Annotated in this window: 12 protein-coding genes; 2 read left to right on the top strand and 10 right to left on the bottom strand. The window is 54.5% G+C overall.

Going from position 1 to position 13439, the window contains the following annotated elements:
* The first annotated feature begins 98 nt into the window (after positions 1 to 98).
* Entirely contained in the window at positions 99 to 1430 is a 1332-nt protein-coding gene (locus ABD931_RS17840) for a sensor histidine kinase (protein WP_345269211.1), read from the top strand.
* A 360-nt stretch (positions 1431 to 1790) separates the two neighbouring features.
* Here the strand turns inward: ABD931_RS17840 and ABD931_RS17845 are convergent, their stop codons facing one another.
* The 7 genes from ABD931_RS17845 to ABD931_RS17875 form a co-directional block, all read right to left on the bottom strand.
* Positions 1791 to 2396: a Uma2 family endonuclease gene (locus ABD931_RS17845; protein WP_345269212.1), complete on the bottom strand. Its 606-nt coding sequence runs from the start codon at positions 2394 to 2396 to the stop codon at positions 1791 to 1793.
* A 47-nt stretch (positions 2397 to 2443) separates the two neighbouring features.
* Positions 2444 to 2908 carry a DinB family protein gene (locus ABD931_RS17850; protein ID WP_345269213.1) on the bottom strand — a complete coding sequence of 155 codons (465 nt, stop codon included), beginning with the start codon at positions 2906 to 2908 and terminating at the stop codon, positions 2444 to 2446.
* A gap of 65 nt (positions 2909 to 2973) precedes the next feature.
* Positions 2974 to 5934: a serine hydrolase domain-containing protein gene (locus ABD931_RS17855; protein ID WP_345269214.1), complete on the bottom strand. Its 2961-nt coding sequence runs from the start codon at positions 5932 to 5934 to the stop codon at positions 2974 to 2976.
* Between the two features lie 105 nt (positions 5935 to 6039).
* Positions 6040 to 7203 (bottom strand): trans-sulfuration enzyme family protein, encoded by a 1164-nt coding sequence (locus tag ABD931_RS17860; RefSeq protein WP_345269216.1) that lies wholly within the window; start codon positions 7201 to 7203, stop codon positions 6040 to 6042.
* Positions 7204 to 8520, bottom strand: a complete 1317-nt coding sequence (locus tag ABD931_RS17865) for an APC family permease (RefSeq protein WP_345269217.1) — start codon at positions 8518 to 8520, stop codon at positions 7204 to 7206.
* A gap of 84 nt (positions 8521 to 8604) precedes the next feature.
* The gene (locus tag ABD931_RS17870) at positions 8605 to 8787 is read right to left on the bottom strand and encodes a hypothetical protein (protein ID WP_345269218.1); all 183 of its coding nucleotides are present in this window, start codon (positions 8785 to 8787) and stop codon (positions 8605 to 8607) included.
* 12 nt (positions 8788 to 8799) lie between these two features.
* Complete coding sequence (locus tag ABD931_RS17875; protein WP_345269220.1) at positions 8800 to 10035, bottom strand: nucleoside recognition domain-containing protein; 1236 nt, start codon at positions 10033 to 10035, stop codon at positions 8800 to 8802.
* A gap of 112 nt (positions 10036 to 10147) precedes the next feature.
* On the opposite strand from ABD931_RS17875, the gene ABD931_RS17880 reads away from it, so the two are divergent.
* The gene (locus tag ABD931_RS17880; protein WP_345269221.1) at positions 10148 to 10861 is read left to right on the top strand and encodes a M15 family metallopeptidase; all 714 of its coding nucleotides are present in this window, start codon (positions 10148 to 10150) and stop codon (positions 10859 to 10861) included.
* A gap of 7 nt (positions 10862 to 10868) precedes the next feature.
* Here ABD931_RS17880 and ABD931_RS17885 read toward each other — a convergent pair whose 3' ends face one another.
* The 3 genes from ABD931_RS17885 to ABD931_RS17895 all read right to left on the bottom strand — a co-directional run bounded on the left by ABD931_RS17885 (position 10869) and on the right by ABD931_RS17895 (position 13439).
* Positions 10869 to 12086 carry a DUF748 domain-containing protein gene (locus ABD931_RS17885; protein WP_345269222.1) on the bottom strand — a complete coding sequence of 406 codons (1218 nt, stop codon included), beginning with the start codon at positions 12084 to 12086 and terminating at the stop codon, positions 10869 to 10871.
* Positions 12087 to 12204: 118 nt separating this feature from the next.
* Positions 12205 to 12978: a pentapeptide repeat-containing protein gene (locus ABD931_RS17890; protein WP_345269223.1), complete on the bottom strand. Its 774-nt coding sequence runs from the start codon at positions 12976 to 12978 to the stop codon at positions 12205 to 12207.
* Positions 12979 to 13091: 113 nt separating this feature from the next.
* A complete protein-coding gene (locus ABD931_RS17895) occupies positions 13092 to 13439 on the bottom strand; it encodes a hypothetical protein (RefSeq protein ID WP_345269224.1) in 348 nt (115 codons plus the stop codon).

A 13439-nucleotide genomic window follows, 5' to 3' on the forward strand; every position in this document is an offset into this window, starting at 1 on the left:
GGGGTTGCCCGGTGGTTTCGAGTTTGTAAACGCCTTGACGCACAGTGGAGTATATCTAAAGTCCAAAGTCCAATATCCAGCGTCTATTTCTGATAACAATGAGGAGCTTTAGTGTAGGTATAATCTGGCGGCTGGCATTAATCAGCATCGTTATCGGCGGCATTATGTATGGCTGGATTCAGCAATACAGTACGCTGCTGATCGTAGTCCTGTTTATTATTTTTTGTTCCTTGTTCCTTAGCCTTTACAACTACGTCACCAGCACCAACCGCAAACTGACCCGGTTTCTGGAGTCGGTCCGGTATTCAGACTTTGCCGTAGCGTTTAAAGCCGATGATAAGCTGGGCGGCAGCTTCCGGGATCTGAACCAGCAGTTCAACGAAGTATTGGAAGCTTTCCGGCAGGCCCGCGCCGAGAAAGAAGCCAACCTGCACTACCTGAATACGTTTGTTCAGAACGTAAGTGTGGGGCTGCTGTCGTTTGATGCATCGGGCAATGTGGAGCTGATAAATCAGGCTGCGTTACGTCTGTTGGGAATTTACCGCTTGCGAAACCTAAGCGAACTGCACGCCGTTCACCCGCGATTAGAAGAAATACTGCGTACCGGCAAGGCGGGCGAACCCACCATCTATCAGACCAGTCAGGAGCAGGAACTCTCCATCCGGTGCGCAACGGTCCGGCTGCGGGGCCGGCCCATTACGGTATCGTCCATCCAGAACATCCGGACAGAGCTACAGGAAAAAGAACTGGAAGCCTGGCAGAACCTGACGAAGGTACTCCGCCACGAAATCATGAACTCGGTCACGCCCATTGTGTCGCTGGTAGGCACCATGCAGGATATTGTTGACATGGAGTTATCGGATGGGGTAGCGCCGGCGGAATCGGTCGGCGACTTGCGCGAAGCCCTGAGCACAATTGAACACCGGGGCCGGGGCATCATGCGCTTTGTCGAGGCTTACCGGAATTTTACGGCCATTCCGCAGCCGCGCTTCAGGGAGGTATCGGTGGATGAACTGCTGAAAAACGTCATTCACCTGGTGCAACCCGATTTACAAAAAGCGCAGATTATTCTGAAGTCTGAACCGCTACCCGCCCCCATCACCATCTATGCCGATGGTGAACAAATCGAAATGGTGCTGCTCAATCTGGTGAAGAACGCCGTAGAGAGCTTCAACGGCCACGCCAAAGGCAAAGAAATTCATATCAACGCCAATAGCACAGATGGCCGGACTACCATCCGGATTACCGATAACGGACCCGGTATTGAGCCGGAAGCGCTGGAGAAGATTTTCATTCCCTTCTTCACTACCAAAAAGACCGGCTCCGGCATTGGTCTCAGTTTATCACGCCAGATCATGCAGTTGCACGGCGGGCAGCTCAAAGCCATCTCCACCCCCGGCCAAGGCAGTACGTTTTCGCTGATTTTTTGAATTAATTACGGCACTTTGCAGAAGTTATGCTCTATGCTTGTTTAATGCTTTGTTGCATTGCTCCTTGGGCTGGTTGGCTTGTCGCGTAGCGACACTATATTTATAGCATTTAGGTGCCGGGCCGTGTCTGGCGTGCCGTAGGTACGCTACTTAAACAGGCTAGCTTGTGGCGTACCTACGGCACGCTGGGACCTACCTGGTTGTTGGATGCTACAAACATGGAGTTGCTACGCGACAAGCCAACCAGCCCAAGGAGCAATGCAACAAAGCCTCAACTCAAGCGAAATAAAAATATTATAATACGATATTTTTTTGGAGAAGAGAGTACTCCCTTAAAATATAACAAAGTTCACCCTAAGACTACCGAAGCACCCCCAAATAGAATGTAAAGCCAGGCAGAACGCCCTCACCAGCTAACCGATTTTCAAAACCCTGCACTACCTGCACGGAGCCATCGGGGCGGTAAATACGGGCTTGCTCGGTTTTGGGATTAATGAGCCAGGCTAAGCGGCAGCCGTTATCCAGGTATTCCTGCATTTTGTCGGTAGCGTCCTTCAAATTGTCGGATTCGCTCATGAGCTCCACCACAAAGTCCGGGCAGACGGGTGGAAACTTGTCCTGCTGCTCAGCCGTCAGGGCATTCCAGCGGGCCATACTAACCCAGGCAGCATCCGGCGAGCGGGTGGCTCCATTGGGCAGCTTAAAACCAGTGGATGAGTCAAATACTACGCCATTACGTGCAGAACGATTCCAGAGGTTTAAATCGGTAAGCAATTCTGTATTGCGCTTGCCAGTATTGGCGCCAGTCAGCGCCATAATTAAGATGTTCCCCTGCGGGTCGCGTTCAAATTTGAAGTCCGGATTTTCCTGACAAAAGAAGAAAAACTCTTCATCCGTCATGCGCATCACCCGGTCTGGTAACTTCAGCCAACCCGGCCCCTCAAACGTACGCGAACTTAGTATCATAACACCCGACCATTTACCTCAAATATACAAACAAGTCCGGCTAAACCTCAGGAAACCTGATCCCGTCTGGCCCAGACAATATAGTCGGTAGCGGGCACTTCCTGAACCAGCGGGCGAATAAGCTGGATTACCTGCCCCCGGTGGTAAGCAGCATGGTGGCTGAGGTGGGTCAGAATTTCCTGGAGTGTGCTGGTAAACGCCTGCCCCCGTGTGTTGGTATACGCGATCGGTTTGAGGTGGGCGTCTTCCGGCTGATGCTCCACGTAAGTTCGTAATCGGTTGTAGTTGCGCTCGGCTGTTTCGGTCATCCAGACCACTGGAATCTCTTCCCAGATCGCCACATAGGCATGTTCACCCGTGAAACGTCCCATCCAGACCTGCTGCGACGACAGGATGTGGCCCATGAGCTGCACCGCCCGGGCCGGTGGGCTCTCAACCATCTCTAATGCGTCAATCACCGACCGGTTCGCCCAATGTTCATACTCCAGCAGTTGTATCAGGTAGTTTTTCATATCAGAACCTAAATACCGGAATAACCGAAAGCCGGGCTCGTGGTTCGGTCCAGCTTTCTTTTTGTTTATAAGGCCAGGGTATTCCCCCGGCGAATGGCCTGGTAGAGGGCTTCGCCTACCTCTGTCCGAATGTTCAACTGGCTGATCTTGTTGTTGAGCCGCGTCGGATACACCCGGTTCGACAGAAAAACGTATGTCAGGTTATATGTGGGATCGATCCAGGTGTAGGTGCCCGTAAAGCCGGAATGGCCGAAGCTGGTTGCACTGGCACTGCGGGGGGCGTTCCCCGAATATTTGAACGACGGCTTCTCGAAGCCCAGTCCCCGGCGGCTGCCCAGTTCAGGAAACTGGTAGCGGGAAAACTCTGCCAGCGTAGCGGGTGAGATGAACTGCTCACCCCCGTAGTAGCCTTTTTGCAGATACATCTGCGTTAGCTTCATCAGGTCGTTGGCCGTACCGAAGAGGCCCGCGTGCCCCGACAGACCGTTGAGCATAGCCGCGCCCTCGTCGTGTACGCGGCCCTGAATCAGGGTTTTGCGGAACAGCGAATCGCGCTCGGTCGGCACAATGCGCTCCAGCGGATAGAGCCGGCGCGGGTTGAATGTCAGTGTGGCAGCCCCCAGCGGTCGGTAGAAGGTCTTCTTCAGGTAGTCTTCAAAATCCATTTTGGTCAGCCGCTTCACAATCTTCGGGTACAGGTAAAACGACAGGTCGCTGTAGACATATTCCTTCTTGCCGCTCACCGGCGAATTCTTAATCTGTTCGTAGATGTAGTCCGGATAACCACGGTATAAGAACAGACTGTCGGTTACTTCAATCGGGTACCGGTTCGACCGGGTTGCCTGAAACGTTCTGGGTTTAAAGGTCCCATCCGGATTTTTCGTTTCCATCCAGAACGGAATCCAGGCTTTCAGGCCGGCCTGATGCGTCAGCACATCGCGCCAGACCAGATTGGCCTTGTTCGATTTCCTGTAGCCCGGCAGGTAGTCGGCCATGGTTTTGTCCACGTCAAATTTGCCTTCATCTACCAGCTTCATCAGCGCCGGGGTTGAGGTGCTGATCTTGGTGACGGAGGCCATGTCGAACAGGTCATCGATCCGGGTGGACTCGTTGCCTTCGTAGGTGTGGGAGCCGTAGGCTTTCCGGAAAATCACCTTGCCGTCTTTGGCCATCTGCACCACACAACCGGGGAAGGCTTTCTGGGTTAATCCCACATTGACCACCGAATCCACCTTCTGCGTCAGGTATTGCGAGTCGATGCCTACTTCTTCCGGAATGGTGTACTTCAGCCGGCCGATGGCGGGCGTCTGAATACCAGCGCCCCGGCGGTAGCGGTCGTTTACCGTCACCGGCAGTTTACCTTCCGCGCCGATGGCCCCAAAGATCAGTTGTGCCGACAAGTCTTCGCCGTAGGCCCACGGCTGGTAGCTGGTTACAATTGCGCGGGCCTGCTCCAGTCCCGGTAGTTTGTCCAGCGCGTAGGCATTGCCGAATACGGCCACCACGGCTTTACCGGTCGCAGCCAGCCGCTGCACCAGTTCGGCGGTGCGGGTCTGCATGCCGTAGCGCGCACCCGGCCGGATGTTGTTCAGGTGAACGCCAACCAGCACCAGGTTGTAATTCTGTAAAGCACTCTCCACCTGCGCGATGGTTGAGTCGGCGCTGCGCGACGATACCGTAAACTGGTCGATACTGGTGTAGTTGCCGGCCATCTGCTGAAACACCGTCGGGCGGTCGGCTTCAACGGATACGGAAGCAATGCGCAGGGTATCCAGTTCCCGCAGCGGCAGCAGGCTCTGGTCGTTTTTCAGTACCGTCAGGCTGGCTTCGGTCATCCGGCGGTTTAGCAATTCAGAAGCCGGCCGGTTCAGCTCCGCTACCAGGTTCGTCAGGTTAACAGGCCGGTACTGGTTAAGGCCCGCCCAGGCTTTAGCCTTCAGCACTTTCAGGCAGCGGGCGTTGATGGAGGCCTGCGTCAGCCGGCCATCCTCAATGGCCTTTTTCACCTCAGCAATTGCCCGGCCGACGTCTTCCGTAAATTCCAGCACGTCCATGCCGGCTTCCAGACCGAGCCGGTCGGCCAGTCCGGCCGGATAGAACTTGGTCAGGCCTTTCATGTTCATGGCGTCCGAGAAAATCAGTCCCTGGAAGCCAAGCTCATTTTTCAGAATGCCGGTGACAATGGCGGGCGACAGGGTCGAGGGCCGGTTACGCGTAGTATCCAGTGCGGGAATACTCAGGTGAGCCACCATCACCCCGGTAGCGCCCGCTTCCACCAGTTTTTTAAACGGATAGATCTCCAGGCTATCGAGCCGGGTCCGGTTGTGAGCGATTACCGGCAGGTCGTAATGGGAGTCGGTGCCGGTATCGCCGTGGCCGGGAAAGTGTTTGATCGACGTCAGGATAAAGTTGTTCTGCATCCCTTTCATATACGCCAGCGACTTCCGCACCACGGCTTCTTTATCCTCGCCGAACGACCGGAAATTGATAACCGGATTGTTCGGATTGTTGTTGACATCAGCCACCGGCGCAAAGTTGATGTGAACACCCAGCCGGTGTGCCTGCCGGGCCAGATCGGCCCCCATGCCATAGATCAGGTCGTCGTGGCCCTGCATCGCGCCCAGGGTCATCTGGTAGGGGTAGCGCACGGTGCTGTCGAGCCGCATGGCCAGTCCCCACTCGGCATCCATTGCAATGAACAGGGGCACCGACGAGACCGCCTGTAACCGGTTTGTCAGCCGGGCCTGCCGCACCGGGCCACCCTGAAAGAAAACGACACCCCCCAGTTTGTACTGTTTTACCAGATTCACCAGCGAGTCTTCGTACACCGGTGTCCGGTTCGAGTACCCGGCAACCATAATAAGCTGCGCGATGCGTTCGTCGGGCGTCATGGCTAAAAACACCGAGTCGGCCCACTGCGACGGCGACCGGAGAAAGGAAGGCGTGGTATATACCGTTTGCGCATAGCCCGGCAGTACAGCCACAAAACTGAACAAGAGCGTCAGAAAGCGCCGATCAAATGTCATTATTGGGTTCTATTTGAATGGAATCTGTAAAATTACGAAAAGTAACGGGTTGGTTGAGCAGTTGATTGGTTCATTAGTAGGCTGGTTAACCAATGAACCAATCAACTAATGAAGCCCGTCCAGTGCTTGTTTCAAATCGGCCAGCAGCACAGATGGCTCCTCCAACCCGATATATAAACGAACTAAGGTAAAGTTAGTATCACCGGCCTCTGCCTGACCCGTCGGGTACGTCACGCTGGCCGGAAAGACCAGCGACTCGTGCCCACCCCAGGATACCCCCAGCAGAAACCGCTTCAACGCGTTGGCAAAGGTATCAACTACGTCCATCCCGTCTGTATTCAGGGCAATGGTCAGCAGCCCCCCGCAGCCGGTCATCTGCCGCTGAGCCAGCTCATACTGCGGATGCGAGGGCGAAAACGGATAATACACCCGCCGAACCGCCGGGTGCTGCTCCAGAAACGCCACAATGGTTTTCGCGCTCTGGCTGGAATGCGCCAACCTCAGGGGCAACGTCCGCAGGCCGCGCAGCATCAGCCAGGCATTCATGGGCGAGATGATGCCGCCCAACGTCATAAATTCAGAATAAAAGATCTTCTGAATCATTGCCTCTGTGCCGCAGATAACACCCGCCACCAGGTCGGAGTGGCCGCCGATGTACTTAGACGCCGAATGCATCGTCAGGTCAATACCCAGTTTGATCGGCTGCTGATACAGCGGGGTGCTGTAACTATTGTCGATCATGGTAATAATTCCCCTCGCTTTGGCCAGTTTTGCTACGGCGGCTATATCCTGCAACTCGAACGTAAACGAGTTCGGCGACTCCAGGTAAATAACTTTGGTATTCGGCTGAATCGCCCGCTCAAAATTGGCCACGTCGGTACCGTCGACAAATGTAGTGGTCACGCCAAACCGGGGCAGCAGGTCGCGCATGAGCCGCAGCGTCCAGCTATAGGGTTTAGCGACGGATACGATATGGTCACCCTGGGCTACATTGGCCAGCACTGCCGAAGCAATGGCGGCACTACCGCTCGCCAGTACCAGGGCCTCTTCGGCCCCTTCCAGGGCCGCCAGTTTCCTGCGGAGTATCTGCACCGTCGGGTTGTTGCCCCGGGTGTAAAACGGTACGGCATGCTCCTGCTCCAGGTCCCGGCGCATGGTAGCCACGTCCGGAAAGGTGAAATTGCTGGTCTGGATGATGGGGGGCGCAATGGCGTTGAAGTAGTTATCGCGCGTTTCGCCGAGTTCGTTCAGGATATACGACAGGTCCATTTAAAACACTTTTTTCAGCAGGTAATACAAGGGCCAGCCGCTCAGAAACAGCCCCCAGCCGATGGCGGCCGGCACCGGGTCGCTGATGATGACGTTGACCGACACAATGAGCAAAAAGCCCACAAAAATAATGGGCAGCAGCGGGTAAGGCTTCACCCGGTAACCTGTATGCGTATCCTGGCCCTTTGCCCGGCGCCGGAAGATAAACAGCGTAGCGGCTGCACTGGCTAAGGCGAGGCTGTCAATCGACATGACATAGCTGACAATCTTCTCGAAGGTGCCCAGGAAGAACAGCGACAGCAGCATGATGGCCACCAGAAACGTAAGGGCAAACTCCTGCGTCTGCGTCCGGCTGTTGACCCGCTTGAAAATGGGCGGCAGAATACCGTCTTCGGCCATGGCGTAATACACCCTCGGCAAGGACAGCAGACTGGCATTGAGATACCCCAGCACCGAGATAAAGATGGCCAGCGAGAAGAACGTAAAGCCCCCCTCTCCGAACAAGGCCCGCGCCAGATCGGCCGCAATCAGTTTAGAGCCGGCCAGTCCCTCAAAACCGAGCTGCCGGTAGTAGGCATAGTTCAGCCCCAGATACAGCGCCATAATAAGCAGTATGCCCGCAATGATGCCCTTCGGTGCGTTACGCGCCGGGTTCCTGATATCTGCCCCGAAGTTCAGCACCTGCTGGTAGCCACCGTACGTGTAAAACACCGCAATCAGGCTGACCCCAAACGTACCCACCACCGTTAGGTCGCTTTTCCCTGCTCCCACAGCAGCCGCCGAGGCTGGCATAAATGCCGGGGGTACCACTATGCCCAGGCAAAGCACCCCCATCAGCACCACCTTCAGGCCGCTCAGCAGGTTTTGCGTGCGGGCACCCGAACGAATACCCAGCAGGTTGATGACGTAAAACAGCAGCACCGTACCGATGGCTGTGGCTTGTACGCCCACGGGGCCGCGCAATGCATCCGGTAAGAAAGGATTGATGTATTCCGCGCCAATCAGCGCGACGCCGACATTACCGGCTCCATAGGTCAGCACAATCACCCAGTTGAGCATAAAAGCAAACACCGGATGAAAGGCATCGGAAATGAGCTTGTAAAAACCACCAGCTACATGGTAGCGCGAGCCAATTTCGGCAAACGTCAGCGCCCCGCACAGACTCACCAGCCCTCCCGCAATCCAGGCGGCAAAGAACACGGCCGGCGACCCCGCCGATTGTGCCACAATAGCGGGCGTCCGGAAAATACCAATGCCAATGACCAGACTGACCACAATCATGGTCAGGTCAAACGCGGAGAGTTTAGGCTGAATCATGGGGAGGGTTTTAGACGCTGGACGTTAGACACTGCACTTGTTCCGGGTAAAGATATCTGGGGGCTAACGTCCAGCACCCAGGCATTAATTGCCGCGTTTCGTTCGTCTGGTAGTTGATTTGGCATTTTTCTCCGCCTGTTCTTTGTCGTACTCCGCCTTATGCCGCTTTTCGGCCGCCAGGTTCCGGTACAGGCCATTCAGCACATATAAATCATCTATTTCGTCAATGAGTTTATGCAACTCTTCTCGAACCTGATTAATATTCATAATTAACGTTGCCTAATGAAAGAAAAAGTACCCCAGCGCGATACCGGCCAGCACCCCGGCGAAATCGGCGATGAGGCCCGCCAGAATGGCGTAACGCGTTTTCTTGATGCCGACAGAGCCAAAATACAGCGCGACAATGTAAAACGTGGTATCGGCAGAACCCTGAAAGATACATACCAGCCGCCCGATAAACGAGTCCGGGCCAAACTGCTTCATGGCATCAATCATCAGCGCCCGGGCACCGCTGCCGCTGAGTGGCTTCATCAGGGCCACCGGCAAGGCATCCGTAAAGTCGGTATTGACGCCCGTCAGGCCAATCAGGTATTTCAGGCCGCCCACCAGATAATCCATCGCTCCCGCATTGCGAAAGGCCCCAATCGCGACCAGCATCCCGACCAGATACGGAATAATGCGCACTGATGTTTCAAAACCACCCTTGGCGCCCTCGATAAACGTGCTGAAAATATCCACCTTTCGCCGAAGGGCTCCCAGCAGAAAGGCTACAATGATGGAGAAAAGCAGCACATTACCGACCACCCTCGACACTTCTTCAATCTGCTCTTTCGGCAGCGACGATAAGTACCACAACGCCAGCGCCAGAAAGGCCGTAATGCCGCCCAGCCAGCCGATCACCACCCGGTTCAACAGGTTCAGCCGCTGAATACCCGCCACAATGGCCACACTGACTACCGTTGTCACATAGGTACCAATCAGACAGGGAATAAAAATGTCGGAGGGGTCTCTGGCCCCCAGAATTGCCCGCTGCGCCATAATGCTGAGCGGGATGATGGTCAGGCCGGAGGTGTGCAGCACCAGAAACATGATCTGGGCGTTGGAGGCTGTGTCTTTGTCAGGGTTCAGTTCCTGAAGACTCTGCATGGCCCGCAGGCCAAAGGGCGTAGCGGCATTGTCGAGGCCGAGCATATTGGCCGAAAAGTTCATAATCATCTCCCCGTTGGCGGGGTGATTCCGGGGTACTTCGGGAAAGAGCTTGTGGAAAAAGGGGCCAATAATGCGGGCGATGAAGTTGATGGCCCCGGCTTTTTCGCCGATATTGAGCAGGCCCAGAAAAAAAGCCATAACCCCGGCCAGCGGCAATGCAATGTCCATGATGGCCACTTTGGCTGAATCGAATAAGCCCTCAACAATGACCTGGAAGATGGCGGTGTCGCCGAGAAAAATCAGTTTAAACAGGGCAATGACAAACGCTACGATAAAAAAAGCAACCCAGATGTAATTTAAAGCCATGTTCTGCCGGGAAAATATCGTAGCAAAGTAGACCGTTTTTTGTTAAATCGCAATCCATGTCCGCACCAGCCTACCCGTTAGTGCCGCCCAAACACCAAACAAGCCTTCATCAATGCCGATCCGCAACCACCCCATTCGCTCCCAATTCCCCCCATTCCTCCTTTTCCCCTTACTCCTCTCCTCCCTCCTCCTTTCCCCCATCTCCCTCACCGCCCAATCCAAACTCGAACAAACCATGATCCGGCAGGGACTGGTAGACATTCAGAAAATTGACCCCACCATTCTGGTAGACCTGAAGTACTCCACCACCGACAACTTCGTAGGCGTTGATGTATACGGCGACCTCACGCGGGCCTACCTGCAACCCATGGCGGCCCGCAAACTCGCCCAGGCCAGCGCCTACCTCCGGCAGCAGCTCCCCGACCTGCGGCTGCTGGTGTATGATGCCGCCCGCCCCCTGAGCGTTCAGCAAATTTTGTGGGACACGCTGAACGTGCCGCTGAAAGAAAAGGCCAAGTACGTGGCAGACCCAAAAGAAGGCTCTATCCACAACTATGGCTGCGCCGTAGACCTAACCATCGCCACCGCAGCCGGCAAGCCGCTGGATATGGGCACCCAATACGACTATTTTGGGGTGCTGGCTTACCCACCAAAAGAAGACGAGATGCTGAAAAGGGGAAAACTAACCCGGCAACAGGTTACTAATCGGCGACTTTTACGGTCCGTGATGAACCGGGCCGGCTTCAGCGTCAGCACCACCGAGTGGTGGCACTTCAACGCCCTCTCCCGCGCCCGTGCCCGGCAGACCTACGCTATTATCCGGTAGTCTGTTTTTAGTTAAACAGGCCCTTACCTTCTTTCCGGCGTTTCTCCCGTTCTTTCTTGCGCTCTTCCCAGCGTTTCTGGCGAGCTTCTTTCCGCTCCGCCCGCCGGTCTTTGCGTTCGGCCTTGCGTTCCTCCCGTTTTTCCTTGCGGGCTTCGCGATAGTTCTGAATTGTTTCCTTGACCGAAAGGGTATAGTCAAATTCTTTCCGGAACGCTTCTACGTAGGCGTTTTGCAGCACGCCGATCAGAATCGGCCAGGTTTCGGTACCGGCGCTCTTGACGGTGCCGCTGATCGGAATCCGGGTGGCAATCTGGTCTTTCTTCTGATTTTCGAGCACTTCGGAGGCTCCTTCGGCCAGCAGTTCGGTAAAAAAACGCCCTACCGTTCGGTTTTCACCCGGCTCCTTCAACTTGAAAATCTTCATGTTTTTGGTCAGCGGCTTGAAGTAGCCCTGCATCTTGCCGTCGTACATCGCCATCTCGCTGAGTACACTGACCGTACCTGCCTCAAAATCCAGATTCGCGTAGGAGCGAACGATTTTATTAAGCTTGATGAGCTGAAGATTGTCCAGTTTCAGATTATACTTAAAATCCGGGAGCGGCTTCAGCAGATTCATATCGGCATTGACGCTTAGGGTACCGCCCCAGCCCGGCACGTCGGCGGTAGCCGTTACCGGTGAGGGTAATCTGGCATTGTTATCGTCAACATTGCGGATGTTGCGAATTTCCATATCCAGGTTTTTTAACGTCAGGCCGGTATTGGTGGCGCTGAAGAGGTTAACCAGTTCAATATTGCCGTTATAAGCCGCAAACCGGTTGATCTCGATAGGCATCAGATCCCGCACCACGTCGGTCCAGTCTACTTCTTTACCCGTTTGACTGGCGTTTTCGTCTTCGCTGAAGGAGAAATTGAGTTCGGGGGCATAGGCTTCAACCTCACCCACCAGCTTCCCCTTGAACAGTGCGTTCCACTGCACAGAAAGTTCTGTTTTGGGAATAGACAGAAAAGGCTCTTTTACCTTGCCGTTGATTTTCCGGATGTTGAGGTTGTCAATCTGGTAAGCACCCCGAATCAGCCATATGTCTACATCCTCGATATGGCCGGTATAATCGCCCATATCGGCCAAAACCTTATTCACGTAACGCAGTACAATATAGGGCAGCAGCAGCCGGGCAATAACCAGCAGCACAACTACGCCAATTATAATTTTAACAGAGCGTTTCACAGTTTTTCGTCAGTAGTTGAGTAAATCTTTTATAAAACCAGAAAATTAGCCTGTGGTTGAAAAGCTACGAAAAAAGCCTCCCGAATGGGGAGGCCTGGTTATTAGGTGCTGATGAAACCTAACGGGAGCGGCTCACCGGCGAAAATCGCCGGCCGTCCAGGGTCGTGTATTTAAAATCGGCCACTCCGTCGAATTGAGCTGCCTCAAAATTGCTGCCTCGCGGGAGATGCGTGTACTTAAAATCGGCTAACTGCTCAAACACAGCGTTGCTGAAAGATACCCCCTCGTCGAACTTGGTGTATTTGAAATCGGCCGTTCCGGCAAACGTAGCCTGCCGGAACGTGGTGGCTTCGTTGAATTGGGTATATTTGAAATGGGTGAATTCTTTAAACAGACAGCCGCTGAAATCGGACGCCTGCTCAAACCGGGCGTATTTAAACTGCGCTTCCTTCCCAAACGTACTGCCGGCAAACAAAGCCCGCTGCCGAAAAGTAGAGTATTTAAAGGCGGCATCGGCTTTGAACGTACAGTTTTCGAAGGTAACGGCCTCGTCAAAGTTAGCCGTGTATACTACACCTTCTTCCCAGAACCGGCCATCCTGCCGGAGGTTTTTGTAGGCCAGAAACTTGCCCGTAAAGGTGCAGTTCCGGAAAGAGATCGGTGCCTGAACCGTGCTCAGGTAGGCTTCCCCGCCCCAACGGTCTTCGTTCCGGCGCTTCTTGTTCGACAGCTCGGTCAGGTCCAGGTCCCCCTGAACGGTTACATCCTCGTAGCTGATTGCTTGGTTGCGGTTAATTCGATCAACAATTTCGCCGGCATCAATGGTGCGCTGCGCCATAGCGATCGGTAAGGCAGCCAGTGTGAGCAGAATGGTGTAGATAAGGCTTTTCATGCGATAGATGTTCGAGTGATTTCCCGTTAGATGCATTTCTGATCCGGAAGGTTGCATAGTAGGGCTAATCCTTGCGTTCACTTATCAGGTTGGGCGAAAAAAGACTGGACTTGTTAGTCCAGCCACATCACTTTTTCGTAGGCAATTTCGTAGTCGAGTTCCTGTAGCGGCACCAGTCCGGCAAAGCGCCCGGCTTCATCGACGCGCACGGCATGCCAGACCCCGGTGGCGTCGCGCATCAGCAGCCGGTAGCCGTAAATCGGATGGTAGGTATCTCCGTCGGTACGGTGGTCCCAGCCGGTTTGCAGCTCAATGGCGAAGGCAATGCGGCTTAGGGCGTCGTCCATCCGGCAGACCAGACTGCTGTCGCTGCTCAGGTCTTCAATCCAGAGAACGAGCCCGTCGCTGCCCCAGTCGAACTGGAGCGTAGAAGGCGTTAACGTCATTACAAAAGCGTTCAT

It is taken from the genome of Nibrella viscosa, assembly GCF_039541875.1.
GTDB lineage: Bacteria > Bacteroidota > Bacteroidia > Cytophagales > Spirosomataceae > Nibrella > Nibrella viscosa.

Excerpts from the sequence above, each read along its gene's own strand:
- ABD931_RS17840 (WP_345269211.1), top strand. The coding sequence starts at position 99 with ATGAGGAGCTTTAGTGTAGGTATAATCTGGCGGCTGGCATTAATCAGC.
- ABD931_RS17845 (WP_345269212.1), bottom strand. The coding sequence starts at position 2,396 with ATGATACTAAGTTCGCGTACGTTTGAGGGGCCGGGTTGGCTGAAGTTA.
- ABD931_RS17850 (WP_345269213.1), bottom strand. The coding sequence starts at position 2,908 with ATGAAAAACTACCTGATACAACTGCTGGAGTATGAACATTGGGCGAAC.
- ABD931_RS17855 (WP_345269214.1), bottom strand. The coding sequence starts at position 5,934 with ATGACATTTGATCGGCGCTTTCTGACGCTCTTGTTCAGTTTTGTGGCT.
- ABD931_RS17860 (WP_345269216.1), bottom strand. The coding sequence starts at position 7,203 with ATGGACCTGTCGTATATCCTGAACGAACTCGGCGAAACGCGCGATAAC.
- ABD931_RS17865 (WP_345269217.1), bottom strand. The coding sequence starts at position 8,520 with ATGATTCAGCCTAAACTCTCCGCGTTTGACCTGACCATGATTGTGGTC.
- ABD931_RS17870 (WP_345269218.1), bottom strand. The coding sequence starts at position 8,787 with ATGAATATTAATCAGGTTCGAGAAGAGTTGCATAAACTCATTGACGAA.
- ABD931_RS17875 (WP_345269220.1), bottom strand. The coding sequence starts at position 10,035 with ATGGCTTTAAATTACATCTGGGTTGCTTTTTTTATCGTAGCGTTTGTC.
- ABD931_RS17880 (WP_345269221.1), top strand. The coding sequence starts at position 10,148 with ATGCCGATCCGCAACCACCCCATTCGCTCCCAATTCCCCCCATTCCTC.
- ABD931_RS17890 (WP_345269223.1), bottom strand. The coding sequence starts at position 12,978 with ATGAAAAGCCTTATCTACACCATTCTGCTCACACTGGCTGCCTTACCG.
- ABD931_RS17895 (WP_345269224.1), bottom strand. The coding sequence starts at position 13,439 with ATGAACGCTTTTGTAATGACGTTAACGCCTTCTACGCTCCAGTTCGAC.